17 protein-coding genes are annotated in these 26,183 nt (G+C 52.7%); 11 read left to right on the top strand and 6 right to left on the bottom strand.

All coding sequences use genetic code 11. The features are described 5' to 3' along the window. The first annotated feature begins 29 nt into the window (after positions 1–29). Positions 30–1,298: a VWA domain-containing protein gene (locus SH527x_RS07780; protein WP_437194604.1), complete on the top strand. Its 1,269-nt coding sequence runs from the start codon at positions 30–32 to the stop codon at positions 1,296–1,298. Between the two features lie 9 nt (positions 1,299–1,307). On the opposite strand, the gene SH527x_RS07775 is transcribed toward SH527x_RS07780, so the two are convergent. Both SH527x_RS07775 and glgA read right to left on the bottom strand, forming a co-directional pair. Next, positions 1,308–3,503 carry an alpha-amylase/alpha-mannosidase gene (locus SH527x_RS07775; RefSeq protein ID WP_437194088.1) on the bottom strand — a complete coding sequence of 732 codons (2,196 nt, stop codon included), beginning with the start codon at positions 3,501–3,503 and terminating at the stop codon, positions 1,308–1,310. Between the two features lie 111 nt (positions 3,504–3,614). After that, complete coding sequence (glgA, locus tag SH527x_RS07770; RefSeq protein WP_437194087.1) at positions 3,615–5,105, bottom strand: glycogen synthase GlgA; 1,491 nt, start codon at positions 5,103–5,105, stop codon at positions 3,615–3,617. A gap of 679 nt (positions 5,106–5,784) precedes the next feature. On the opposite strand from glgA, the gene SH527x_RS07765 reads away from it, so the two are divergent. Beyond that, complete coding sequence (locus SH527x_RS07765) at positions 5,785–8,223, top strand: tetratricopeptide repeat protein (RefSeq protein WP_437194086.1); 2,439 nt, start codon at positions 5,785–5,787, stop codon at positions 8,221–8,223. A gap of 32 nt (positions 8,224–8,255) precedes the next feature. Here SH527x_RS07765 and SH527x_RS07760 read toward each other — a convergent pair whose 3' ends face one another. From SH527x_RS07760 to SH527x_RS07750, 3 genes are all read right to left on the bottom strand, one after another. Then, positions 8,256–10,556 carry a DNA translocase FtsK gene (locus SH527x_RS07760; protein ID WP_437194085.1) on the bottom strand — a complete coding sequence of 767 codons (2,301 nt, stop codon included), beginning with the start codon at positions 10,554–10,556 and terminating at the stop codon, positions 8,256–8,258. A gap of 463 nt (positions 10,557–11,019) precedes the next feature. Beyond that, the gene (locus tag SH527x_RS07755) at positions 11,020–11,778 is read right to left on the bottom strand and encodes an SGNH/GDSL hydrolase family protein (RefSeq protein ID WP_437194084.1); all 759 of its coding nucleotides are present in this window, start codon (positions 11,776–11,778) and stop codon (positions 11,020–11,022) included. Positions 11,779–11,889: 111 nt separating this feature from the next. Further along, positions 11,890–12,276 carry a hypothetical protein gene (locus SH527x_RS07750; RefSeq protein ID WP_437194083.1) on the bottom strand — a complete coding sequence of 129 codons (387 nt, stop codon included), beginning with the start codon at positions 12,274–12,276 and terminating at the stop codon, positions 11,890–11,892. Positions 12,277–12,506: 230 nt separating this feature from the next. On the opposite strand from SH527x_RS07750, the gene SH527x_RS07745 reads away from it, so the two are divergent. The 3 genes from SH527x_RS07745 (at position 12,507) to SH527x_RS07735 (ending at position 16,723) form a co-directional block, all read left to right on the top strand. Further along, the gene (locus SH527x_RS07745) at positions 12,507–13,715 is read left to right on the top strand and encodes an aminotransferase class V-fold PLP-dependent enzyme (RefSeq protein WP_437194082.1); all 1,209 of its coding nucleotides are present in this window, start codon (positions 12,507–12,509) and stop codon (positions 13,713–13,715) included. A gap of 330 nt (positions 13,716–14,045) precedes the next feature. Then, a complete protein-coding gene (locus SH527x_RS07740) occupies positions 14,046–14,468 on the top strand; it encodes an ExbD/TolR family protein (protein ID WP_437194081.1) in 423 nt (140 codons plus the stop codon). Next, complete coding sequence (locus SH527x_RS07735; RefSeq protein WP_437194080.1) at positions 14,465–16,723, top strand: hypothetical protein; 2,259 nt, start codon at positions 14,465–14,467, stop codon at positions 16,721–16,723. The genes SH527x_RS07740 and SH527x_RS07735 overlap by 4 nt, the downstream gene beginning before the upstream one ends. A gap of 115 nt (positions 16,724–16,838) precedes the next feature. On the opposite strand, the gene SH527x_RS07730 is transcribed toward SH527x_RS07735, so the two are convergent. After that, positions 16,839–18,134, bottom strand: a complete 1,296-nt coding sequence (locus SH527x_RS07730; RefSeq protein WP_437194603.1) for an MFS transporter — start codon at positions 18,132–18,134, stop codon at positions 16,839–16,841. 521 nt (positions 18,135–18,655) lie between these two features. On the opposite strand from SH527x_RS07730, the gene SH527x_RS07725 reads away from it, so the two are divergent. The 6 genes from SH527x_RS07725 (at position 18,656) to SH527x_RS07700 (ending at position 26,125) form a co-directional block, all read left to right on the top strand. After that, on the top strand, positions 18,656–19,663 hold the full coding sequence (locus tag SH527x_RS07725) for a DUF1559 domain-containing protein (protein WP_437194079.1): 1,008 nt from the start codon (positions 18,656–18,658) through the stop codon (positions 19,661–19,663). Positions 19,664–19,815: 152 nt separating this feature from the next. Further along, the gene (locus SH527x_RS07720; RefSeq protein WP_437194078.1) at positions 19,816–20,823 is read left to right on the top strand and encodes a DUF1559 domain-containing protein; all 1,008 of its coding nucleotides are present in this window, start codon (positions 19,816–19,818) and stop codon (positions 20,821–20,823) included. Positions 20,824–20,899: 76 nt separating this feature from the next. After that, positions 20,900–21,349, top strand: coding sequence for a hypothetical protein (locus tag SH527x_RS07715; protein WP_437194077.1), 450 nt, complete (start codon positions 20,900–20,902; stop codon positions 21,347–21,349). Between the two features lie 151 nt (positions 21,350–21,500). After that, positions 21,501–23,210, top strand: coding sequence for a LamG-like jellyroll fold domain-containing protein (locus tag SH527x_RS07710; RefSeq protein WP_437194076.1), 1,710 nt, complete (start codon positions 21,501–21,503; stop codon positions 23,208–23,210). Positions 23,211–23,350: 140 nt separating this feature from the next. Then, positions 23,351–24,592 (top strand): phosphonoacetate hydrolase, encoded by a 1,242-nt coding sequence (gene phnA / locus SH527x_RS07705; RefSeq protein ID WP_437194075.1) that lies wholly within the window; start codon positions 23,351–23,353, stop codon positions 24,590–24,592. Between the two features lie 93 nt (positions 24,593–24,685). After that, entirely contained in the window at positions 24,686–26,125 is a 1,440-nt protein-coding gene (locus tag SH527x_RS07700) for an aldehyde dehydrogenase family protein (protein ID WP_437194074.1), read from the top strand. Positions 26,126–26,183 lie beyond the last annotated feature (58 nt).

Here is a 26,183-nt window from a genome sequence, read left to right as displayed (position 1 = left end):
TTGCTTCCGAGTCATATGTCACTTCTGAAATGCAGAAACCTGCTGACGTGAATCAGGAAAAAGAACGCTTGCGACGCTGGCGGATGGTGATGGGGAATGAACCTGTTCCTCCTGCGGACCATTCAGCGAATCTCGAAGGGCTCGATGTCGAACTCACCGGGACAGATGCGGAAATCGATGCTGTTCTGAAAGCGGTTTACGACTCGGATCGTCGTAGCGGCCTCGGAAGTTCTTCGCCGCGAGTGAATCGCTGGCTGAGTGACATTCGTCGCTTCTTTCCCAAGTCGGTTGTCCGCCTCGTTCAGCGGGATGCTTTTGAGCGTCTGAAGCTGCAACGAATGTTGTTGCAGCCGGAGTTGCTGGAAGCGGTCGAACCCGATGTGCATCTTGTTGGGACGTTGCTGTCACTCAAGAATGTGATTCCTGAAAAGACGAAAGAGACCGCTCGTAAGGTCGTGCGGAAAGTGGTCGACGAGCTTGAGCGCCGTCTGAGGCAGCCGATGGTGTCTGCGATTCAGGGAGCGATTGACCAGTCTTCCCGCACTTCACGCCCACGAGCCAGTGAAATCGACTGGGATCTCACGATTCGAAAGAATCTGAAGAACTATCTGCCGGAACATAAGGCAATTATTCCTGAAAAACTCGTCGGATTCCGGCGCAAACGCTCCTCACTGCGCGACGTGATTCTCTGCCTGGACCAAAGCGGTTCGATGTCATCGTCGGTTGTGTACTCCAGCATCTTTGCCGCAGTCATGGCGTCGTTGCGGTCTCTCAGCACTCGATTTGTTGTGTTTGATACCGAGGTTGTCGATCTCAGTGAGCACCTGAACGATCCTGTGGATCTGTTGTTTGGAACCCAGCTGGGAGGTGGAACCGATATCGCGCGGGCGTTGAAGTATTGTCAGCAACTGGTTCAGCGACCTGAACAGACAATCCTGATTTTGATCAGCGATCTGTTTGAAGGTGGGGACGTTGAACAGACAGTACGACGGGTTGCCGAATTAACAGCCTCAGGTGTGCAGGTGATCTGCCTGCTCTCCCTGGCTGATGATGGAACCCCGGCATCAAATGAATCATTGGCCGCGACGCTGGCCGGCTTTGGTGTTCCTGCGTTCGCCTGTACTCCTGATCTCTTTCCAGAGTTGATCGCCGCCGCGATTCGCAAGCAGGATCTCGGCCGCTGGGCTGCGAGTCAGGAACTTGTGGTCCGTGGAACTGAAAAACCGAACGAAGTTGAACTTCCTCCGGAACTCAGAGTCCCGGAGGAGATTTCATTCTTTCGAGATCAGAAACTTTGAGCGTCTGTATTACGCTTGCCAGATCTGCATCTCAAAGTCACTTGAAGGAACCGTGAGTGCCAGCGTGCCCTCACTGGGGACACGTTCGATGACTTGGTTTTCCTTGATTAACTCAAGTGCCAGATGCAATTGTTGGCCGACGGTGACTTCAAGTTCCTTCCACGGGACAGCGAGTTCAAACACAAAGTTCGATGCAAATTTTCCCGCAGATTCCTGCGATGCTTTGTCATCGTGAATGATCTCAGGTGTGAACTGAATCTGCTTTCCGTCGTGAATGAGTGGGGCTCGAATCTCCAGCCCGAACGGATCGATGAAGCGGAGTCGAATTTCGTCGTACGAACTCAGGTCATGCTTCGTTTTATTCGAAGTGTCGGCACGCAGCAAAAAACGATCGGTGTCAAAGCCGAAGTAGATGGCTTTGATGACACCCTCGCTGACCATTGTCATCGTTCCACGCTCGCTGCCAGCTGCATAATGACCGGCGTTCAGCCATTCGAAGTAGCTCGCACGTCCGTCGACATGAACGTTTGAAAATGCTCGCGGGTTCGTGTGAATCTGTCGTTGTTCAATTGTTGAGACCGACTTATGCAACGTACCCGGTGGCTGCGAGCCAAGGATCTGATAGACGTTGCGTAAGTGGCGTCGGAACAGGTCATCGAACAGCCAGTCCTGAGCGGAATTGTGGTCGTCTCCATACCACCAGAACCAGTCGCTTCCTTCCGCGATCATCAGTTCATCCCAGGCACGATGAATCTGCTCTGGAGAAAACTTCTCGCTCTTTTCAGCCTGCAATAAATACTCGCGGGTTGTGTGCAGCAAGTCCCAGGCATCACGGTCGTCTTGGTGACCAATCCAGATGTAGAAATCGTGATTGATCCAACTTCCTGCAAAAAGTCGGCTGATTTTGTGGGCTGCCGGGTTCTCTTCGAGATAGTCACTGATGCGAACCGGATTAATCTCCCGATCCTGAACAGCGCTGCGATACAGGTTTCGCAGGAAGGCAACGCCTCCGTCCGGGTAGTACTCCCAGCAGTTCTCGCCATCCAGAATAATTGGAACCAGCGCTGCCGATTGCGAGTTGTTGGCGACTGAACGCCCGATTTCTTTCACTTTGCCGAGCAGATCACCAGCGGCCCAGTTCGGGTCATTCCGCTGATAATGGAAGCCAATCAAGTCGCTCAGGCCGTGATCTCGAAAGACCATCTGCAGTGATTTTCCATCCTGTTCAACGCGCCAGGGCCGGTAGAGCATCTCCGGTCTGTTGACGAGTCCGTTGCCGTCGCGATGGACAAAGCCATCGGTGGAATGCATGAGGATTTCTTCGTCGGTTGCAATCCAGTCAATCCCGAGATCGGCGATTGCTCCGAGAATCTCTTGCGAGACGGAGCCTTCTGATGGCCACATCCCTTTGGGGGGAGTTCCAAACAGATTGGTATGGTACTCCACTGCTTTCTGGAGTTGGCGAACGGCGTCTTCCCGATAACTCTGTGTGTGCTTTGGAAGCGGGCAACCCGGCATCGCTTCCCTTGCTGACTTCTTATCCCAGAGCAGCGGCAGAATGGGGTGATAGAACGGGGTGGTGGTGATCTCCAGCTGTCCGCCATCCGACAGTTTTTTGTGGAGAGGAATCACCTCGGCGACGATTTCCTTCTGCTTGTTCAGCAGCCACTGCTTCTCGCTTTCGGTGTAGCCTTTACCTTTATTGCGGAACTCACGCAGAGCCGAGTCCCGTTCGAAAACGAGGTCATGAATCCAGGTCAGATTGTTCCAGACCTGAAGATCGCGAAGGTCTTGCGTCGTGAATCGAGACAGTGCCTGCTCGGAAGTGTCACGGCCGGCCCCTCGCTTCTGGTGAAGTTCAGAGTAGCGTGGATAAGGGCGGATCATGGACCATTCGTTGGCCATGAAGAAGTGGTCGAGGATGTAGTAGGCGTCGTCCTGAGTCAGGCTGTCAGCAGCGAGGTGCGACTTTTCCAGATGCAGGTCTGAGCCCCCTTTGACATAACGCTCAATCTGCAGCAGCAGGCTGGGGACGAGGTTCATTGAGCAGCGGAACTCAGGCACTTCTTCGATGTGAAGTGCCATACCGATGTAGTCTTTAGTGGCATGCAGTCGCACCCACGGCATCAACGTCTCACCCGTCATATCGTCCGGGTAATACGGTTGATGCTGATGCCAAAACAATGCGAGGGAAACAGGCTGCATAGCGTTCTCGTCACCGCTGATATTGAAAACTTGGTGTTCCGATTACGGGAATCGGTGACTAAGGCCTGAATTGAGTTGAGGTCAATCCGCTTCAATTGTAATGACGTTCAATCAGATACGTTCAATGTGTCCGCCGCGTTTGGCGTACTCAATCGATTTGCGATACACCCGAACGTATTCACTGGCACTTGCTCCCCAGGAGGAGTCTTTCAGCATTCCATTCTGTACAACGAGATTCCAGCTTTCCCGATTGTGAGCGAATAGACCGTAAGCGCTCCAGATTGCATCAAGGAATGCGTCGGCATTGTACTGATTGAATACGAAACCGGTTGCCGTGCCGTTCTCAATCGTCTCAGGAGTGGCATTCACTACGGAATCGGCGAGACCTCCGACGGCATTCACAATCGGAAGTGTCCCGTAAATTTGACTGTATTGTTGATTCAGACCACAAGGCTCGAATCGACTTGGCATCAGGTAGGCATCTGCTCCGGCTTCGATTCGGTGCGCCAGTTTCTCATCAAAACCCACCCGAACTGCAACGCGACCGGGGTAACGCTCCTGAAGGTGTTTCAGAGCCTCTTCATAGTGGCGGTCGCCTGTTCCGAGGAACATCAACTGGATATTGGCTCTCAGGATTTCGTCGGCCTTATGGACGATCAGGTCGAGACCTTTCTGATCGGTCAGGCGTGAGATCATTCCGAGGAGCAGGCACTCTTTGTCCGAATCCAGACCCATCTCTTCCTGAATGACACGTTTACAACGTGCTTTTCCTGCGACCACCGTTTCTGCGGTATAGGTGATCGGGAGTGCGGTGTCGGATGCCGGGTTCCAGTCGTGGGTATCGACGCCGTTGAGAATGCCGACCAGATGTTCTGAACGGGAAACAAGCAGCGGGTCGAGGCCATAGCCAAACTCTGAGCGGCAAATCTCATGGGCATAGGTCGGACTGACCGTTGTGATCATATCAGCGAAAGCAATTCCCGACTTCAACAGGTTCAGATGCCCATAGTGCTCCATCTGCTTCCAGTTGAAGAATTCTTGTGGCAGACCGGTCAGTTCCATTTGCCAGTCTGCAAACTGCCCATGAAACGCCATGTTGTGGATGGTGAGAACAGTTCCGGTGTTGATGAACCGTCCACTGCGAATTCGCTCGGCATGCACGAGTGCCGGAACAATTGCTGTCTGCCAGTCATTGACGTGAATGATGTCTGGTCGTGTTAGTGTCTGGGCGATCTCCATGACTGCACGACTGAAGAAGATGAATCGCTCGGCGTTATCGGTGTAGTCCTGCCCGCCTTCTGTGTAGAGTTGGCGACGGTCGAAGAATGTCGGTTGATCGACAAGCAAAACTTCCACATTGGTCCCGGAGAGCAGTGCTCGGCGAACTGTTCCGCGGATCGTCGATTGACGCATCTCAATGTTCAGCAGCGCAACCGGTTCGCCCCGCTTCTGTTCCGGGATAAAGCGACGGTACAACGGCAGAACAAGGCTGACGTCATGACCTGCTTCAGACAGGGCTTTAGCAAGTCCGGTGGCAACATCGGCCAGTCCGCCTGTTTTTGCGTAAGGAACTGCTTCAGAACTCGCCAATAAAATACGCATGGAACTGTCTCTCGTGTCCTGCCAGTTAACTGCTGAACGACCGGCCGGGCCAGATATCAAATTGTGCTTGAATCACTTCCGTCGCTCGGATTTTTTTCGGATCCGGCGGGGAATGCACCTGATTCAGAACTCCGCAAACGTAACGAAACCGGCATGATAAGCCAACTGCGAACCTCAGGGGAATTGGTGAGCCGGCTTGACTCCGGCAATTTCGTGAAGAACAGGTCGACTCAAGGTTCGGCGGGAGAGTCGATCACCAACTGACATGACTAAAGTCGCAGTTTCAGCCGATTGCCGTTGAAGCACGCTTTTCAGCACGAAATGCCACCATCAGAGCATGTTGGCGAGTGCCATTATTGTCGTTCAGCTTCAGTCTCAGTCCTCCTCTCGCAAAGTCGATCTCGACAGCTTTTCAAAGTTTCATTAGAAACCAGCCTCAAACTCGGGATTCGTTGTCAATCTCTGCGATTTTAGCAGCCAGATGAGATCGATTCGCAAGTTTGAAGGTTCCGGATTTATTCGGGATCGTGTGTTTTCACCTCGTGATTCGTTCCTTCGAGTCACAGACCTCATCAGCATTTCTGTCCTATTGATTCCGTTGCCCACAATGCCAACGTGAATCGTTGATCTCAATCACGTTTCCTTTTTCTCGCCGTCCACCCGCCCTGGTTAAATCCTCATGAACCGTACAGCTAAATATCTGCTGCTTTGGACGGTATTTGTGACCGGATGTAGTACCACGTCTCATTTGACCGGTTGGGGATCAAAAGGGCAAAAGGCCTCAAAATCGCTCGCTCAGGACGAAAAGGCGAAAAGCGGAAACAACGCGGACATCGCAGCCAACAAGAAGAGTATTCAGGATGGTCAGCGAGAAATCGCCGCATGGTATTCTGACCACCAGCCACAGAGATTAAATCAGGCTAAAGAGCACTTTCTGGCTGTGCTGCAACGCAGTCCTCAGAATTCAGAAGCACATCACGGAATCGCAATCGTTGCGGACCTTGAAAAGAATTACACGCAGGCAGAACGCCATTATCAGCAGGCTCTGGTTCAGAACCCGAACAACTCGGACATTCTGGGCGATCTTGGCTATTCCTATTTGCTTCAGAACCGCCTGTCAGAAAGTGAACGCTACTCTTTGATGGCGTTACAGGCGAATCCGGCGAATCAGAAAGCTCAAAAGCATCTCGGAGACGTTTACGCAAAGCAGGGGAAGGCAGAACAGGCTCAGGAAGCCTATGCGAAAGTGATGTCCCTTGCTGATGCTGAACGGACTGTGACAGAAAATACCCAGAAAACGTCTGAGACCGCTGCTGATACCTCTGTCGCCCACAACTCGTTGATGAGCAAGCTGCTCCAGAAGAAGACTCCCGGTGAGAAATTCACTGAAGAGTATGATCGGATGCGTCGCGAACGCGATGGAGCAGGCCAGAACGTTGCCGGTCAACCGGGTGGACCGAACCCGAATGCCGGCCCGCTTCGTGGACGACCTGCCAGCAATGCGGATCTTCGAGAACGACTTGCCCAGATCGACAAAGAAAGCGGAGCGGCGGCTTCCAAGTCAGGCCCGCTTCTTTTGGACGATCAAACTGGCAAGTTGACACGAATTCCAGAGGGTGAAGCAATGATCGCTGCGGGGACAGGTGTTCCGGCAACGATGACGGCCGCAGTCGCTGCGAACTCCAATACCCCAACTGATGCTGCGATTGCTGAATCGGCTCCAGCGAACTCTGCAAACACGACACCAGCTGCTGAATCAACAGGTGCAGTCCAGGCGGGCACAGCTCCAGCAACAGGAGCTGTTCAAGTTGCATCTGCAGAAGTTCCGGCACAGACAACAGTCCAGCCCACTGGTCAGCCAGCGACTCCACCTGCAGGCACGACGGCACCTGCGACTTCTGTTCCGGGGCAGCAGCCGTGGAGCGGAATTCAGATGGCGTCTGCCAGTGTCGCAGGGAATCATCCGCAAGCGGGAGTCATTGGCCCTCAGGGGCAGGTGGTGCCTGCAATGGGACAAGGTCTGTATGACCCTGTGATGCAGGGTGGAAATAACAGCATGATTCTGGTGAATCAGCAGATGCCGACAGGGCAACAGCCGGGACAACCTGCTTCAGTGGGGCAACCAGCAAGCAATGCTTCTGGTCAGCCTTACCTTCCTCCCTCAGGCATGACCGGCCTGAATGATCCAATGGCTCAGCAGTCAGTCTTTCCGAATGCCAACGGGCCAGCAAATGGCGACGCAAGTCGGCTTGCGGCTCGTATGGGAATGGGCTTTGGAGCGTCGTCAACTTTTAACGGGACGATCCCGACAACCCCGATCAATCCACCGGGGGCGATGAACTATCAGAGTATGGGAATCGCGCCTCCCGATCGGGCGATGCCAGACGATAGACCGGTTCAGGATCTGAGACAGGCTTTTCAACCGTACTCAACACCGGTTGCATCTCCGGCACTCAGTCAGGGAATAAGAACTCCGACACCAATCACACCAATGCAAACCCGGCAACAGTACGGAAATGCTGTTCAGTACGATACCCAGACAATGCAGAACAGCAACATTCCAGAACCTTCCTGGAACGCGATGCAAGGTTATGAAGTGCAGCGGTGGAAAGCCGGTCAGCAGTTGAACAGAAATGTTCAGCAAATCTGGGCGAAAGGACCAATGAACTCGCCGATGTCCCCGAGTGCAGGGTCACAGTACTTCTATCCCAACAGCACAGGACCGACATTTACTCCGAATCCACCGGCAGCGGCAGGCGGCGTTACTCCACCTGCATGGCCATATGCCCAGCAAGCGGTTCCTGATCAATCTGTGTTAGATGCAATGCGGACCAATAACGGGCCGACTTCAATGACGCTGCAGGAACACATTCAGTGGCAGCAACAACAGGCTCAGCAGCAGGCAATGATTCAACAGCAGGCGTTGCAGCAGCAATACCAGCAGCAGCAACAGGCCAACGGTGCGGCAACAACCCCGCCTGAATATCGCAGTGGAATGCAGGCAACACCATCAGGTGGACAGAACAGTTTCCCTGGTGGAACCCCGAACTACAATTCCCGTGGTGCAGCGACTTCGAACGACTCGTACTGGCCGGTCATTCGTCCTGCCACTCAGTGATTCGGTACTGCGAACGTCGCGCGGGAATGGTTCTACATCTGGCTGTACTGACGGTCTTCCCAGTCTTCAAGCGAACAAATCACTTCGCGTGATTTAGAGCCGTTATAGGTTCCGACAATTCCGTCTTCTGCCATGTGATCAATCATGCGCGCGGCTCGACCATAACCGACGCCGAGTGCGCGTTGCAGCAGAGAGCAACTGCCTCTTCCTTCGCGGATGACAACTTCAACTGCCTGTTGATACATGTCGTCGCGTTCACGAGGGCCGTCGCTCGATGACGCAGTCGCGTTCTGCATCGCGGCTTTCGTCGCCTGTTCAATTTCGTCGCTGTACCGAGGGGCGAACTGACTATAGAAGTCAATGATGGAATTGACCTCTTCATCAGAGATATAGGTTCCTTGTGCCCGAGTGAGACTGCTTGTGCCTGGTGCGAGATACAGCATGTCCCCGTTCCCCAGCAACCGCTCCGCTCCCATCTCGTCCAACACGACCCGACTGTCGACGCGGCTTGAGACCTGGAACGAAATTCGTGCCGGCAGGTTCGATTTGATCAGACCGGTAATGACATCGACGGTCGGCTTCTGAGTCGCCAGGACAAGGTGAATCCCGACGGCGCGCGATTTCTGAGCCAGTCGGATGATGTGCGATTCCACATCTTTCCCGGAGGTCATCATCAGATCTGCCATTTCGTCGGCAATGATCACGATATACGGCATCCGGTCTGGAATGGCATCGGCTTCGTCCGAATCCGGATCGATCTCCAGTCGTTCGAGGACCTTCTCTTTTCCGAGCTTGTTGAAGTTGTCGAGGTGACGAACTCCCACTTTCGCAAGGAGATCGTAACGCTCTTCCATCTTGTCAACGGCCCATGCAAGGACCGCTTCCGCCTTCTTCATGTCGGTGATGACCGGGTTCATGAGGTGCGGAATTTTGGTGTATGGACTGAGTTCAACCATCTTCGGGTCAATCATCAGCATGCGGACGTCATCTGGTGATCGGGTCATCAGGATCGAAGAAATCAGCGTATTCAAACAGACGCTTTTCCCTGTTCCTGTACGACCGGCGATCAACAAGTGAGGCATCTTCGCCAGGTCTACAACTAATGGCCTACCACTGACATCTTTCCCGAGGAAGATCGGGATGCGCATGTCCTGAGTCTGTTCGCGACAAGCAGAAATCAGTTCCTTCAAACGGACCGTGACCTGCTTTTCGTTCGGGACTTCGACTCCAACGGTATTCTTCCCAGGGATCGGGGAGACCACACGAATGGCAGGCACGCGCAACGCAATCGCCAGGTCATCCTGAAGGTTGGAGACCTTGGAAACTCGCAGCCCTTTTTCCAGTTCCAGTTCGAACTGTGTCACGACAGGACCGGTATCGATCTCGGTCACACTGACATTCAGACCAAACTCATCGAATGTCTTCTCCAGAGTTGCTGCCGTTGTCTGTGCTTTCTGTGCAAGCAGCTCGAACGGGAATTCCTCTGCATTATCGAGTAACTCCAACGATGGGAGGCCGATCTTTTCGTTGCTGTGATCTTCCGACTTGCGAAACATGTTCAGCAATGAACTCGTCGCCGATTTCGTGCTGATTGGAGGGTTCACTTTGAAATTCGACGGAGATGCAGCCAACTTCTGTGGAGGTGCCACTGGAATGGCTTTTACGGATGACGATGTATGACCGCCATCCGCTGCATTTGTTCGATTATTAGTGCGGACTCTTGTTGTTGCAGGAGGGGGCGCTGCAACTGCTTCAACCGCTGCATAGCGGAGTCGGAACGGCCAGGAAATGACTTTCAATGGGAACAGAATCGCACTGATCATGATGCCGAACAACAGCGATTCCGTTGCCAGCATCAAACCGATGCAGAAGAGTGTGCCGACAATGATGACAGATCCCACCGTGGAGAAGTTCTCTGTCAGCAGCACGCGTCCCCACGCTCCCAGATAACCGCCGCTTCCAACGAGTGGAGCTGGTGGAAGTCGAGGAGTGATGAGTTGCAACAGCAGGCAGATCGAGACCAACATCGCCCCGATTCCCATCAGGCGAATCATTGGGTCGCGGACGGCGTCACGAGAGAAAAGCCATAGGTCGACGAGCAGAACGCCGAACAGGAGGAACCAAGCACCCAGACCAAACGCATTTACCAGCGAGAAGGCCAGAATGGCGCCGGAAGGGCCACACAGATTCATGGCGTCCGAACGCGGAGGGTACATCAGTGAAGACGGAGGATCAGCGGGGTCGAAACTGTAAAGGGACAACCCCATAAACAGCGCGACTGCAAACAGGCCGAGGCCCATCAGATCAGTTTTTAGTCGCTGATAATCAATCATAGTCCGGTTGCACAAACTTCTGACACGAGCCTGAAATCCAATTGCCGACTCATGTGTCCGCGCTGATGACAGTCGCCAAAGGCGAATTCTGTCGAACCCGAGCTGGTTGAACTCATGGGAATTCAACCGATCCTTCTAACCCTACACCACAAACTGAAGGATGTTGCCAAAACTCAACGCGAGTTGTGGGCTTTTAACAGCGTCCATTCGCGATGGATGGTTCGCCCCGAATTCAGGAGTTGCTCTGGTTTTTAGGGACTCACTGGTCATATCGGGATTGATGATTTGAGCGTGGCGAATCGCAGCAGTTGAGGCCCTGACAGACACGACGCATTGGTCTGCTTGGATGTTGGCGAGCATTGGCGGTAAAATCTGAATAATCCAAAAAGAAAGCCTTCCTGCTGTCTTTGGAACGGCAGGAAGGCTCGACTTTACAAAATGGAATTGAGCTCAGGATGTTGTCTCAAGCTTTGGTTCCGTAGACAACTTTCAGCCATTCATGGGCCATCAAAGCGGCACCGTCTCCTGAAGGGTGGACACCATCTTTTGCCCAGACTTCAGGTGGGGCATATTCGACGGCGCGGTCAAATGCGGACTGGAATGGAACGAAGGCCGCTTTGAATTCGTCAGCAATTGATTTCGCGCTTCCTCGGAATTCGTCGATGGCCGGGAACCACTTGTCGTCGACGGCTCCGCACTTCAGAACGAATGGCTCGCAGATCACCAGTTTGACATCTGGCAGAGCGTCTTTGGTTTGCTTCAGCAGGTTGCGGTAGTCGGTGATATACCGATTGAGATCGCCGTCGTACTTGCCGGCGAGCTTGTGCCAAATGTCATTCACACCGATCAGGATGCTGAGCACATCTGGTTTCAGCTTCAGGCAGTCTTCGTCCCAGCGAGCGGTCAACTGATGAACTTTGTTTCCACTGATCCCACGGTTGAAGATCTTCAGGTCCGCCCCGGGATGATCAACAAGAATCTGGGACGCTGCCAGCCAGGCGTAACCATTCCCCAAGGTTGACTTAATGTTCGGGGTGTCGGCAGTCGGACGGCTGCGGCCAGTGTCAGTGATCGAGTCTCCCTGAAACAGAATGACCTGACCTGGTTTGATCAGGCTGGAATTTGCTTCAGCTGCCTGTGCAGTTTTCACTGAAGCGATCGCTCCCATTCCAACTGTTGCTGCCAAAGATGCCTTCAAAAAATCTCTGCGATTTTCAGCCATTTTGTTTCCATTTGTCAGAAGGTTGGAGTTTGCATCAAAACCGTTGGTTCAGCACTTAAACTGTAAGTCAGTCGCTTCTGTCGCCCGGCCGCAAGAGCATTCGTTGCCGTGTTACTCGCGAGTCTGGGTTTCCGATCCATGCATCTGGCGAGGCGGATACCAATGCCATACGAGAGGCTTGGCCATTTTGTCCGTCTGTTTTGTTTCGAGCGCCTTCAGAATTTCGAGAACCGTTTTATTCGAGCGAAGTTCCCGTTCCAGTTTCTTCAGCGTGTCACCAGGCACCTGTAAGTGGCCAGCACCTTCGCCTGACTCGGTAATTGAGCCCTTCTGGTTGAAGACGGCCCAGTAGATACAGCGAGGATGTGCTCGTGCTCCCTCTTTTGCTTTACTGACCGCACTTCCTTTCACTCGTTGGCCGCTAATCTGGTACAGGTCTCGTCGTTCGAAGATGACTGCGACGACATTACTGTCTTTGCCGCCAAAGAGTCCAAACATATCTGCATCCTGTTTCAGGAGTTCCCGACTGCCATTCAGGCTTCATTGGAACCAAGGGACGAGATGAGGTCAATTCTGGCTCGCAGATTATGTCAGCGACGTTCGGTGAATCTGTGTTGAACTTGACTGATGAAGTCCTTTTCACATTGATAAGATGATGCTTCTCCGCCGGATGTATCAATCAGGTGGTTGGGCGACAATTGACTCTGCGAAGCGGGATTTTGCATTCCATGCCTGACACTTCACGCTCTGAAGCGACACGCCCTGTTCACGAATCGTTGCGTTCCCTGTGGAGGCTGACTCCCGGCGTCACCTATCTGAATCACGGTTCTTTTGGTCCTTCTCCGGTTGCGGTTCAGAACGCGCGTCTGGAATTACTGCAGGAACTGCAAGGAAATCCAATGGATTTTCTGGTCCGCAGAATGCCAGAGTTGATCAGGCAGTCAACGACAGAACTTGCCAGATTTTTGAATGCGTCCCCGGACAACGTCGTCTTACAGCCAAATGCGACGTTTGCCATGAATGTCGTCGCAGCGAACGTGGCGCTTGAACCTGGTGATGAGGTTCTGCTGAACGATCATGAGTATGGGGCCGTCATCCGCATTTGGGGACAGAAGTGTCAGGCGGCCGGAGCGCGAACAGTGCTGGCCAGGCTTCCATACCCTCTGGAATCGAAGGAATCCATTGTCGATGCAATCATGGCACAGGTGACTGCACGTACCAGACTGATTGTCCTCAGTCATGTGACCTCGCCAACCGCACTGATTCTGCCTGTCAAAGAGGTCTGTGAACGCGCACGACATTTGAAGATTCCAGTCTGTATCGATGGCCCGCATGCTCCCTTGCATGTGCCGGTGAATCTGAACGAACTGGACTGCGATTTTTATACTGCGAGCTGTCACAAATGGTTGAGTGCCCCGTTCGGGAGTGGCTTCCTGTATGTTCGTTCCCGGTTGAAGCAAGGGTTGAAACCGGGAGTTGTCAGTTGGGGGCGGAGTCTGAATGGAGAATCGCCCTCGTGGAAAGATGAGTTCGACTGGCAAGGGACCTATGATGCGACGCCGAATCTGGCAATCCCTGCGGCGATTGCCTTTTTCAAAGAGATCGGCGCCAAAACATTCCGCTCTCGAACTCATGAGCTGGCGGCGTATGTTCGTCAACGGTTGATTGAAAAAGTGGGTGCCCGACCGATTTCGCCAGACAGCAATGATTGGTATGGATCGATGGTGGCCGTCGAACTTCCGATCGATGACGATCAAACTTTGCCGGGAAAAGTTCATCCACTGCAGCAATGGCTCTGGGAACAGCATCAGATTGAAGTTCCAGTTGTTCGCTGGAAAGAGAAAACGCTCGTGCGAGTCTCTGCTCACCTGTACAACTCGCAGTCAGAAATGGACCATCTGGTCGAAGCGGTCGCTGAATGGTTGTCTCGGACCTGAATACGGCTGACCTGAAGATAATTCTGCCAGTCAGAAACTTCCTAAACTTCCTGGATTTACATTTTTCTGATTTTCAGGATGAACTCCACTGGCTGCAGTTTGAGATTTGCACTGCTGCATCAACCAATTTGCCGATATGATGTTGTGAGCAGCGGACTGTGTACTGGAGTGTGCCGGGATCTGTGTTCCATGTGATTCATGGACAATGAAGGTTCAGGAATCCGATCACTGAGTCACCTTTCTCCAGTCCCGTTCATTGTGTCCCCGTTGAATGTCGACATGACGAGATCCGTTGACGATCTTGCCCCTTGATTTGAAATTTCGCAAACGATGCCGATCAAAACCCAACAAATTGAGGAACCAACGCTCATCCTCACTCCGATGGTCGACATCGTGATGTTGATTATGATTTTCTTCATGGTGAGCACCGAGTTCCGCCGCCGTGAAACTCAATATGAGATTCAGTTGCCGGTTGTCTCTGAAGCAAAGCCGTTGACTCCGTTGCCTGATGAACTGGTGATCAACATTGCCGATAATGGCGACGTGTTTGTCGGGACGAGTCAGCTGACACTGGAACAGTTGGAAATTCAGGTTCGCAGTGCCCGAGAGCGCTATGCGGAGCAGATCGTTGTGATTCGAGGAGATGGTGGCGGTCGTTACCAGAATGTGATGACTGTATTGAATCTGTGTAAACGCTCCGGTATCCGCAACATCCAACTTGCCAATCGACTTGAAGGGGAGGGAGGCGGATGATTCTCGCCGAACTGCAACTGACTGTCGAAGTCTGGCGACTGGTGAAACTGGCAATTGCATTGATGCAGCCAGTTCTTGTGTTGTTGGTCATCTTCGGGCTGATTCTCGCAACGGGCCACCTGCTGACCATGATCGGCACTCGGTGGGGCGATCATCGTACGTCTTCCAAGTCGATGTTTTTCTCGGTGGCGATGCACCTGTTGATGGTGGTGTCCATCGTCGCCCTGATCCCTGAATATCGGGCGATTGAACTGCTGAATATGGCGGTGCGCGAGCTCGAACCGATTCGTGTGACAGTGCCGGCAGGGAATGTCGAGGACATTGAACACAACACGAGCGACGCCCCGAAATTCGATGCCACAGCCACAACATTCGGGACTGTTCCATCTGCGAGTACAGCGGAACGCGAACGGATGATTGCCAATCCGCCGGAGGTGAGTCCAACGACTCCATTGGAAAAGCCTGCCGACCCTGTCGCGTTTCAACCGTTACTATCTCAGGATCGGCAGCAACCGGCCGAGATGACTCCGCAATCGCCAGAGCAGGCTGTCCCTCAATCGATGGTCGCTGAACGGACGGAACCTCAGGCTGGTCCCGATGTGAAGATTGAGTCACTTCCGCAACAGTCGCGACCGGGTGATGGAAAACTTTCACAAATGGAACGGAGTTCTTTGCCTTCGTCTCCAACTGAGAGTTCTCAATCTTTGAACCGTCCAGAGAGTGGCATCGCGGATCAGGCAATGGCCGAACTGTCTCGTGATCGCCAATCAACTGACGTGATGGTTGTTCCTAATGGAACGTCTCCAGTTCGGAATCCAACGGATATTATGACTTCGCGATCCGACCGTCCGGCCCCAATTGGCCCAAAACCGCAAATGCTGGGGCAACAGGCAACGGTGGAAACTCCAGTGACGCCTGATCCGCAGCGTGGACGTATGGAGATGCAGGCGGTTCCTCCAGTCGGAGATCTGGCCGGGATTGGAAGAATGAAACCGCGTACGTCCGATCTGCCGGAACCGATTCCGTTTCCAAATCGGGCTCCGACCAGTCCTGATCGTTCAATGTTGTCGTCCACGCCAGCAGACCAGCCTCAACTGAGCCGCGCAGAGAATGCGTTTCAACCTCAGATGTCAGGCAATCGGGTCCCCTCGGCTTACCGGTTACGTTCTGATGAAGAACGTGGCAAGGCAGTCCTGAAGTTCGGAGGATCTCAGGAAACAGAAGATGCTGTCGATCGGAGCCTTCGATGGATGGCCTCTGTTCAGGATCAGAGCGGTTACTGGCATGCTGGTGAATACGGACCAGAGGGGTTGTCACCACTGGATGTCGGGGATTCCGATCGCCACGCGGATGTGGGAATCACATCGCTCGCAGTCCTTGCGTTTCTGGGCAAGCTGCAGACCGTTGATCAAGGCGAATATTCTCCCAACGTCAGTCGCGCCTTACGCTGGATTGTTTCTCAGCAATCAACCAGACAATGGGGAGAAGGTTGGGGAAGCACACCGGGATACCTCGGTGGAGATGCGAGCGAATACGAAGCGATGTATTGCCATGCAATGGCGACATTCGCACTTGCTGAAGCCTATGCGATGTCTCGGAGTTCTCCAGACGCTCAATGGTTGCGACAGCCGCTGGAATTGGCAGTCGGCTTCATTCTGGATACACAGAATGTGGACGGAGGCTGGCGGTACGTCAAAGGGCAGCGCGAAGGGGACATGAGCATCTTCGGGTGGCAATTGATGGCGTTGAAAAGTGCTCAGGCGGCAGGGATTCACATTGATGAGCGTCGCATCGCGATGATGCGTCGATTCCTGGTTGAGCGTCGGATCGGTTCATCCGGAGGATTGGCTGGCTACCGTCCACGAGAGGCGGCCGGGGCGTCTGCCGCTGCGGAAACATTGTATTGCCGACAGATTCTCGGAATGACTGACGACACTGCGGTGATGCAGGAAACAGTGAGAGTGATCGTTGCAAATCTTCCTCGTAAAACCACTCTGAATTATTACTACTGGTATTACGGCACTCTGGCTCTGTATCAGCATGGAGGCCCGGAGTGGGAACAATGGAACACGGCGGTCAGAAACATGCTCGTGGCGGATCAGCGACGGGAAGGCCCGCTCACAGGAAGCTGGGATCCTCATGACGTATGGGGCGGTTACGGCGGACGTATGTATTCGACAGCAATCGCAACGTTGAGCCTCGAAGTCTACTATCGGTACCTGCCGTTGTACCGGTTCAACGAGCCGATTAAATAGTCCAGTTCGCTTCGCTGAGTTGTGTGATTTTCACAATACGTCGCCCTCGATTGGTCTCTCCCAGTCGAGGGCGTTTCGCATTCCGTCATTGATTGTTGCGTTCTGCAAGGCATCTTTAGCGGCGAATAAAGACGGCACAGACTGCGCTGGCAAAGCATGCGGCAGAAACGATGTAGAAGACCTGTTCAGTCTGATTTCCATTGGATTCAATCAACCAGCCAATCAGCGGTTCCCCAAGCCCGGCGAAGCCATAGGCAAAGGTGTTCATAATTCCGGTGCCAGTGCCTGCCCGTTTAATTCCGAGAAGATCTGGACACAACGCCCAGAACGCGGACTGAGGGCCATATGCAAAGAATCCGCAGAGGAACAGTAACGGAATGTTCCACGCTGAAGTCAGCGGAAGGAACGACATTCCCAGCGAACAGATGGCCGCGAGGCTCATGAAGAGAGTGATTGGAATTGAGCGATTCGCATTGAAGATTCGATCTGACATCCACCCGCTCGCCAGTGCCCCCAAAGCCATTCCGACGGGCAGGGCGGTACTGACCCAACCGCTTGATGGATCGGATTTCCAGCTTTCTCCCAGGAAGTGAACAGGAACCCAGATCAATAACCCGTATCGGGCTGTGCTCTGGAATCCAATGGCGATACTCGCAATCAGGAATCTCCAGTTCGAAAGAACGTTGAGATAACGCTCTCCCACTGATTCACTGTTGAGGTCTTCGATTGGTGTCGAAGTTGAAGTGTCTATATCACTGTCAGACTCCTTCGCGACGTTCACTTCGGTGTCATCTTCTTTGACGGGATCGAAGCCAAGGTCCTGAGGGCGGTTTCGCACAAGGAGGTAATAGACGGTGCCACCAACAAGCAACAGAAGGACTGGAACACGGAAGATCCAACGCCAATTGAGTTGGTACGACAGAATCAGGTTGGATGAGACATAGGTCAGCACAGACGCAGATCCCGCTGCGAAGACATACGCACCATAGACTCGCCCACGTTCAGAGTGGTTCCACCAGTTCGCAAGGACTCGACTGCCGGGAGCCCAGCCCATCGATTGAGCCAATCCATTTGCTGCCCAGGGGATGGCAATGGAAAACGGTCCCTGTCCGAAACTGACAACCCAGTTCAGAGCACACGAGAGCCATGCCCCCAGACTCATCATCAGTCGGCCGCCATATTTATCACCAAGATTTCCGTTGATGGCCTGACCAATAGCATAAGACCAGAGCATGGAAGCACCGATCCAGCCTAACGTCGTTTTGCTAATCTTGAGTTCTTGTTCAATCCCAGGGATCGCAAATCCGAATGCCTGTCTTCCTGTGTAATAAAAGAGATAGCAGAACATTGTGGCAAGCAGGATTTTTCGCTGTGCACGGCGGAATCGAAGTTCCTGTTGTTCGATCTTGATATCGCGAAGAAGTTCATCCTGCTGAGAGCTTTGACGATCAAGAATTGAATTCAAGTCTGCCTCGCTTTGCAGAACCTCGCTGGAGGCTCCTGATCTTCGCACTGATGGGATTTTCGGTGGATGAGCTTTGACCTTTCCCTCTGAGGTCGTGGCCCAAAACTGAGTGCTTCGCCAACAATTTGGAACTGGCAGGTTTCCAGAACCTGCAAACTTACCGTTGACACATGCGTATATGCTGATATCGTGATGGGAAACAAACGTGAATACCAGTCACATATGTCAATTCTCGAATTCATCGATGAAGAGTTCGATTTTCAGAACTCAATATCAAGATGGTAATTGGCTTGCGATCGGTTCGGTAGTTGTTGATGCATCTTCATCTGGATTTCACATTGACTTCACATCACGTTCATTGATTTCAAGTCACATACGTGCGTGTCAACGCATTTGCGGAACGGTGCGAGTTCCTCGCTTTTGTTCCCCACAGATCCCATTCATTTCTAGAGATTCGGGAGGTCTGAATGTCCACCATTCGTGTTCGGACGCAGACGCGGAATTCGGCTTTCACTCTGATCGAACTTCTCGTGGTGATCGCGATCATCGCCATTCTGATTGCGTTGCTGCTGCCAGCGGTGCAGCAAGCTAGAGAAGCGGCCCGACGCAGTCAGTGCAAGAATAATCTGAAGCAGTTTGGGCTCGCGTTACATAACTATCACAGCACGTTTGGGATGTTTCCTATTGGAGGGACTGGAGATCGTGACTGGGCTCCGCGAGTGAGCTGGCAGGTCCGGGTTCTTCCCTATCTTGAGCAGACTGCACTTTATAATCAGCTCGATATGGACGGAAAGCTGCCGGCAACTTCTTATGCCGCCTCTAACCATTTAAATGTGGCACGTCAAATACTAAATGGTGGGAAAGAGTTACGTTCCATTGAGATTCCGATGATGACTTGTCCATCAGACGGCCTGTCCATTTCCAGGAACGATTGGGCACAGGGGAGCTACTCAGGATCGATGGGCTCTCAATGGGCCCCCAGTTTCGACACCAATTGTCAACCGTTTCAGATCTATGCTGAGAAGAAGAGCCCTGATTGGGGAAAAACTCTGATTCGTCAGAACCTGTCGGGCATGATGTCCCGCCACGGCTCGCACGTCCGAATCGGCGACGTGAAAGACGGAACGTCGAACACGATTCAAGTTGGAGAAATCGTTCCTGTCTGTCTGACTGACAGTCGAGCAAGTTGGGCTTATTCCCAGTCTGTCTGTAATGCAGAAGGTCAGACGTTGACACCGATTAACGATTTCACCACGTGTCCGCTTCTGGGATCCACCCGACGGATCACTGATGCGGCGTGTGAGGCACAGGATAACTGGAACTACTCCTTCGGGTTCCGATCAACACACTCAGGTGGAGCACATTTCCTTCTGGCGGATGGTTCTGTGCGGCTTCTCAGCGAAAACATTGACCACGCCCGCACATATCAGGGATTGGGTGGCCGATCCGATGGCAAGACGATTGGCGAGTTCTAGTGCTGACTCGATCAAAGAGTCGCCGGAGCTTGAGCCATTTGTGCGGGGCAGCGCGTTCGCGAATTCAACGATATTCATATCCGTGTTTCTTCATTTTTGATGTCTTTCATCAATGTTTGCGTTTTGAATGTGATCACACAGGAGTTGATTCCATGCTCTCTCGTTCTCGTTCGAAGCAAATTGCCAGTGGCGGGTTTACATTGATTGAACTCCTTGTTGTCATCGCAATTATTGCGATCCTGATTGCATTGCTTCTCCCTGCCGTGCAGCAGGCAAGGGAAGCAGCTCGACGCAGTCAGTGCAAAAACAATTTGAAGCAGATGGGGCTCGCGCTCCAGAATTACCATGATGTGTACGGAATGTTTGCCATTGGTGCATCAGGCAGCCGTGACAATCGCCCTAACATCAGCTGGCAGGTCAGAATCTTGCCCTTTGTTGATCAGGGGGCGCTGTACAACATACTGGATCTTTCGACCAAGCTGACCGCCGCTGACTATGATTCAGCTGCGACACTTGGGAATGTGCCGTATCAGCGAATTGATGCGACACGGCAGCTTCGCGAAATCGTGCTTCCTCATGTCGTCTGCCCGAGCGATTCCTATGCAGAGACCCGATCACGATGGGCTCAAGGAAACTACGGCGGATCGATGGGATCGCAGTTAACGAATTCGGCGAATACCGCTTGTTCGCCATTTAATCAGTATCGCGAGAAAACTCTGAACTACGGGGCGACACTGGTTCGCTCTGAGTTGTCTGGAATGATTTCACGCAATGGCGCATCAATTCGAATGGCAGATGTGACAGACGGGACGTCGAACACAATTCAGGTGGGAGAAGTGATTCCCAGCTGCCTGGCTGCCAGTCGTGGAAGCTGGGCATTTTCACAATCGGTCTGCAATGCGGAAGGGCAAACGCTCACTCCGATCAATGATTATACGACCTGCGATCTGCTGGGGAGTGACCGACGCATTACTGATACGGCGTGTGTTGCTCAGGATAACTGGAACTATTCCTTCGGGTTCCGTTCAAACCACACAGGTGGAGCGTTTTTCCTGTTCGTTGACGGAAGTGTTCAGTTCCTCAGTGAGAACATTGATCACGCTCAAACGTATCAGTCTCTCGGAGGGAGAGCCGACGGAAAAGTGGTTGGTCAGTTCTAATCGAACACCTGTCTCATCAATTTCCTGATCGAGTGATTCACCCTGAGAAATGCTTTTGCCGTTATGGGAGGTTCGTTTGAAAACTCGATTTCATCATTTGGCTCTTCTTATCGTGTTGCTCCTTGTTGGGTGCGGAGGTGCTAAAGACGCTCCGACTCTTGCACAGACTGGAGGGACGGTCCTTTTCAAAGGGAAGCCGCTCAATGGGGCGAGTGTGACCTTCACACCGGAGAGTGGGCCCATTGCCGTGGGGAAATCCGACGCTGATAGAAAATTTCAACTCAGTACACAAGGACGCTCCGGTGCAATGGTCGGGGCTCATCGCGTGGCAGTGACCGCCTTCACTCCGGCGGCGAATGCCAAGTCTTCTGTAAAGTCGAGCGAAGCCGAGGCCGATCTTGGCGAAAATTATGTGCCAACCGTTTCCAGCATTCCTGAAATGTATGGAGATCCGAAAAAGAGTGGGTTGTCGGCAACAGTCAGTGGAAAATCTGCAGAGAATGACTTTAAGTTTGATTTGAAATGATTCGCGGCGACAGTTTTCAGGAACTGTTCTAGACCGTATCGGTCTATCATGTGGCCGCGCAACAGCCTTCTCGATAGGAGAAAATCTGAATGCCGCGTGCCTGTCACGCCACACCAGTTCAAGAACCGCTCTAGACGATTGGGAACACTGTATGACGATGAAATATTGCTCATTTGCCGCCGTTGCACTGGCTCTTGTTGCCAGCCCCGGAACATGGACTCATGCGAATGCAGCGGAACCAGCTGAGCGGCAGGCTCGAGTCTTGATCATTGGGATCGATGGGACTCGCCCGGATGCTCTAGAGAAGGCGAATACTCCGAATCTCGATCGATTGATTCAGGAAGGGGCGTTTACGGATTCCGCGCAGATATTCGGAACACGCTATCAGAAGAATGATTCAATTAGTGGCCCGGGGTGGTCAAGCATTCTCACTGGTGTCTGGGCCGATAAGCACGGGGTCCATGACAATTCATTCAAAGGTCGAAACTACGAACTGTTTCCTCACTTCTTTAAGCATCTGAAGCAAGTTCGTCCAGACGCGACAACCGTCTCTCTGGTGTCGTGGTCCCCGATTGCTCAGTACATCGTTTCTGAAGCGGACCGGTCGGACGATCTCCCGATTCCTCAAGTGAAAGGGCAAATCGCAGACCTCCGAGTCTCTGCTGAGAAGCTGGGAATCAATACTCGAGATGGGGAATGGCATCACCTTGTCGGAACCCGGACCGATGGGGTTCTTCGTTTGTATCTCGATGGGAAGCTGGCAGGGCAACTTAATTCGGCTGGGGATCAGTTCGATCTGGAAGGAGAATCGTTGTTCCTGGGGCGCGATACGCGAAGTGGGGCAGTGACACTCAAAGGGGAACTTGATGATGTTCGTCTCTGGGGGCGGGCGTTGTCTGCGGATGAGATTTCAGAATTGTCGAAAGTCAATTCGACCGCTTCTTCTGCTTTGAACAAGCAGGATCTGGTTGCAGAGTTTCTGTTTGATGCTCCGACGACCGGGGATAAGCAAGCGACGACTGCATCACTCAGAAACACAGCCTCAGCGGCAGGTGTAAGATCAGGAGTGCCAGTTGCTAAGACAACGACGGTTCACGCGGGAAATGACTTCCGTGGAAACGCCGCGTCGCGTTCACTTGCCTTGCCTGAGAAGTCTGCAAAAGAGGACGGAGTGAAGCTTTCGAATACTGGGGCTCTCCAGAAAATTCCGCAGAAGGACTTCTCGTTTGAAGTCCGCTTCAAGACAACTGATCCTGGTCGCAACGTCCTGTTGGGGAACTATGCGAAAGGTGTCGGAGCAGTCAATCTTGAACTGCACGAATCAAATTCGGTTCGATTTTATGTGCAGCCTGCGAATCAGGAACCTGCAGTGAACGGTTTGGCTCGCGAGGACCTTCGTGACCAGGAGATGGCACGAATCGCAGCCAAAGTTCTGAAAGAAGACAATCCGGATGCGATGTTCATCTACATGCATCAGGTGGATTCAACTGGTCATACAATTGGGTTTAGTCCAGACGTTCCTGAATATGTGAAATCCATCGAAAACGTGGATTCGCACATCGGTGTTGTGTTGAATGCATTGCGATCTCGCCCGAATTATTCAACCGAAAACTGGATCGTGATTGTTTGCACCGATCATGGTGGCATTCAAAAAACGCACAGTAATGGTCATGAAATTCCGGAGATCCGCAGGGTGTTTTTGATTGTCAGCGGACAAGGAGCAGAGAAAGGCCGGATCAAAGAACAAGCGTACCTCGTTGATGTTGCTGCGACGGCCCTGGCACATCTCACTGGCACCGCCGATGATCGCCTCCAGCTGGATGGCAAGCCGGTCGGATTAAAAGCGGTTCCGGCAAATTAAGTTTGATTCGACACCGGCATGAATTCATGCCGCTTTTGTCAGTTGCAGAGACTGCAGTTGTTTAGACAATTCGGCCGAATCGATTCTGATTCGGCCGGTTGTCGCCAATGATGTTTTTTACCTGAGCTGAGATTTTTCGAATGACAATTGCAGCAACTTCGTTTGAAGCCAATGGCCGCCGATACCATCCACCTGCCCGACCGATCGTTGTCGTATGTATTGACGGATCAGCAGACGAATATCTGGATGCAACTCTGGCGCGACGGAGGATGCCGAATCTTGAGCGAATGGCTCAGAAGGGGTACAGAGGTCTCGTGCGTGCTGCGTTGCCAACATTCACAAACGTGAATAATGCCGCGATCATCACAGGGTGCCCTCCGCAGACAACGGGGATCTCCGGAAACTTCTTCCTGAATCCGGAGACTGGCGAAGAGGTGATGATGAATTCATCGAAGTATCTGCGATGCGGAACAATTCTTTCCGCCGCAGCGAAGGCAGGTCGCAAAGTCGGAATGGTGACCGCGAAGGACAAGCTGCGCGAGATTCTTTCACACGAATTGCAGGGGATTGCGTTTTCTGCAGAGAAGGCTGCGAGCGTTCAGGCGGATGTCCACGGAATTTCGAATGTCGAAGCACTGGTAGGTCGACCTGCTCCCGCGATCTACAGCGGCGATGCGAGTCTTTACACGCTTGATGCAGGTGTGGCGTTACTGAAAGAAGGGCTCGCTGATTTTCTCTATCTGTCGTTAACCGACTACATGCAGCACAGGTACTCACCTGAGGATGAAGAATCGTTACAGTTCTATCAGGAGATGGACAATCGGTTCGGCGAACTGCTGGAACTCGGAGCGGTTCTTGGGCTCACAGCCGACCACGGTATGAACGCCAAAACTCATGCGAATGGGGACCCGCACGTTCTGTATGTGGAATCGATCCTGGCTGAGAAGTTTGGTCCGGGGGCGACGGTGATCTGCCCAATCACTGACCCCTATGTGGTTCACCACGGTGCGTTGGGCTCGTTCGTGACTGTCCATCTGCCGCCATTCATTCCGGTTGCTCAGGCCGCTCAATTCCTGCTCGGTCTGGATGGCATCACAGAAGTCTACGATCGCGAAACCGCAGCCAGAAAACTGCAGTTGCCAGCAGATCGAATCGGGGATCTGTGTGTCCTGTCCGGACGAGACGTCGTTGTAGGGCGGACTCCAGAACATCATGATCTCAGCCAACTCGCTGAGAAGTTGCGATCACACGGAGGACGGTACGAAGAGATGGTTCCGATGATCTTGTCCGAGCCGCTTTCACCGCGTTACTACGCGCTCGCTTCCGCTGACTCAAGGAACTTCGACATTTTTGACTTCACCTGTAACGGGACACGTGAGTAAGTCCGTTTGTGTTGATATTGAAGTTGTCGATATGTCTGGCAAACTCTCGCTGCGTCCGTTTGGCCTTGTTCATAGATTGATTGGGACTACTTCATGGCGGTGCTTCCGATTCCAGCTGCGATTCATCTTCCTGTCTGGATCAATGGTGAGTCGATTCTGACAGAGAAACGCCTCGAAGTTCGGCATCCTTTTAATGGCCAGCTGGTCGGAACTGTGAGTGTCGTTGATCCTGAACATGCAGAGACGGCGATTGTCTCAGGACTGGTCGATCGACCTGCACTCTCACATTATCAGCGATTCGAAATACTCGACCGAGCAAGAGTTTTATTGCAGGAACGTCGAGATGAATTTGCATTGCTGATCGCAGCGGAGTCAGGACTCTGTCTGAAGGAAACCAACTACGAGGTGGGAAGATCGTTAGAGGTTCTTCGTCTTGCCGGGATCGAATGCCTGAAGGACGAAGGGCAGTCATTTTCCGGAGACATTTCTGCACAGGGACAGAACCGAAAGATTTTCACTGTCCGTGAGCCGTTGCGTCTTGCATTGGCGATTACCCCGTTCAATCACCCGTTGAATCAGGTTGTCCATAAGGTCGCGCCTGCGATTGCCGCTGGGACCCCGTTAATTCTCAAACCATCGGAGCGGACTCCACTCACCGCGTTGAAGTTTGTCGAGCTTCTTTACGAAGCAGGATTGCCGGGCCATTTGCTTCAGGCGGTCATTGGTCCAGTTGATTCAGTTCTGGAGCCAATGATTCGTGACCCGCGAATTGAACTGGTCACGTTTACCGGAAGCGTCAGTATCGGGAAGCGAATTGCGAATATCGCTGGATATAAAAAGCTTTGCCTCGAACTCGGCGGGAATTCTCCGTTGATCGTACTTGAAGATTGCGACATGGACCTGGCAGTTCATCTTGCAGCGGAAGGCTCCTACCGCAATTCAGGACAACGATGTACTGCGGTCAAACGTCTGCTCATTCATGAACGCAGACTGAGTGAGTTCACTGAACGATTCGTTGAGGAATCAAAAAAGTACCTGTGCGGAAACCCATTTGATACCGACACGCGAGTCGGAACTGTGATCACAGAAGACTCGGCGAAGCATCTGCAGGGTGTGGTCGTCAAAGCGGTTGAGCAGGGGGCGAAGGTGCTGCTCGGAGGCCATCGGGAAGGGGCGCTGTTGCAACCGACAGTGATCGCCAATGTCCCACGAGATGCGGAGATGGTCGTTCAAGAATCGTTCGGGCCGCTTGCTCCAATTCTTTCAATTCGTGATGTGGATGACGCGATTCAGCTGGCGAATGGGACCGCATATGGACTTTCGACAGGTGTGGTGACGAACAATCTGAACCATGCCCTGAAAGTGATTAAGGGGGTTCGAACCGGCACTGTAAACGTGAATCAGGTCCCGGGCTATCGTATCGAATCGACTCCGTTCGGAGGGGTGAAGGATTCCGGATTGGGCATTAAAGAGGGGGTCGTTGAGGCGATCCGGTTTATGACCATGACAAAGACCTGGTCGATTCCGTGGTGAGAAGTCAGATCTGTTGCTGTCTGCAAGATTGCGGGAGAGCAACTGATTCATTGTGTGT

The sequence above is a fragment of the Planctomicrobium limosum genome (assembly GCF_051465645.1).
Classification (GTDB): domain Bacteria; phylum Planctomycetota; class Planctomycetia; order Planctomycetales; family Planctomycetaceae; genus Planctomicrobium.
The sequence above is the reverse complement of the archived record's forward strand: the minus strand, read 5'-3'. Positions and strand labels throughout refer to the sequence as shown.

What these genes read in the sequence shown, in the direction of transcription:
- SH527x_RS07780 (WP_437194604.1), top strand. Translation starts at nt 30, where the DNA reads ATGCAGAAACCTGCTGACGTGAATCAGGAAAAAGAACGCTTGCGACGC.
- SH527x_RS07775 (WP_437194088.1), bottom strand. Translation starts at nt 3,503, where the DNA reads ATGCAGCCTGTTTCCCTCGCATTGTTTTGGCATCAGCATCAACCGTAT.
- glgA (WP_437194087.1), bottom strand. Translation starts at nt 5,105, where the DNA reads ATGCGTATTTTATTGGCGAGTTCTGAAGCAGTTCCTTACGCAAAAACA.
- SH527x_RS07765 (WP_437194086.1), top strand. Translation starts at nt 5,785, where the DNA reads ATGAACCGTACAGCTAAATATCTGCTGCTTTGGACGGTATTTGTGACC.
- SH527x_RS07760 (WP_437194085.1), bottom strand. Translation starts at nt 10,556, where the DNA reads ATGATTGATTATCAGCGACTAAAAACTGATCTGATGGGCCTCGGCCTG.
- SH527x_RS07755 (WP_437194084.1), bottom strand. Translation starts at nt 11,778, where the DNA reads ATGGCTGAAAATCGCAGAGATTTTTTGAAGGCATCTTTGGCAGCAACA.
- SH527x_RS07750 (WP_437194083.1), bottom strand. Translation starts at nt 12,276, where the DNA reads ATGTTTGGACTCTTTGGCGGCAAAGACAGTAATGTCGTCGCAGTCATC.
- SH527x_RS07745 (WP_437194082.1), top strand. Translation starts at nt 12,507, where the DNA reads ATGCCTGACACTTCACGCTCTGAAGCGACACGCCCTGTTCACGAATCG.
- SH527x_RS07740 (WP_437194081.1), top strand. Translation starts at nt 14,046, where the DNA reads ATGCCGATCAAAACCCAACAAATTGAGGAACCAACGCTCATCCTCACT.
- SH527x_RS07735 (WP_437194080.1), top strand. Translation starts at nt 14,465, where the DNA reads ATGATTCTCGCCGAACTGCAACTGACTGTCGAAGTCTGGCGACTGGTG.
- SH527x_RS07725 (WP_437194079.1), top strand. Translation starts at nt 18,656, where the DNA reads ATGTCCACCATTCGTGTTCGGACGCAGACGCGGAATTCGGCTTTCACT.
- SH527x_RS07720 (WP_437194078.1), top strand. Translation starts at nt 19,816, where the DNA reads ATGCTCTCTCGTTCTCGTTCGAAGCAAATTGCCAGTGGCGGGTTTACA.
- SH527x_RS07710 (WP_437194076.1), top strand. Translation starts at nt 21,501, where the DNA reads ATGACGATGAAATATTGCTCATTTGCCGCCGTTGCACTGGCTCTTGTT.
- phnA (WP_437194075.1), top strand. Translation starts at nt 23,351, where the DNA reads ATGACAATTGCAGCAACTTCGTTTGAAGCCAATGGCCGCCGATACCAT.
- SH527x_RS07700 (WP_437194074.1), top strand. Translation starts at nt 24,686, where the DNA reads ATGGCGGTGCTTCCGATTCCAGCTGCGATTCATCTTCCTGTCTGGATC.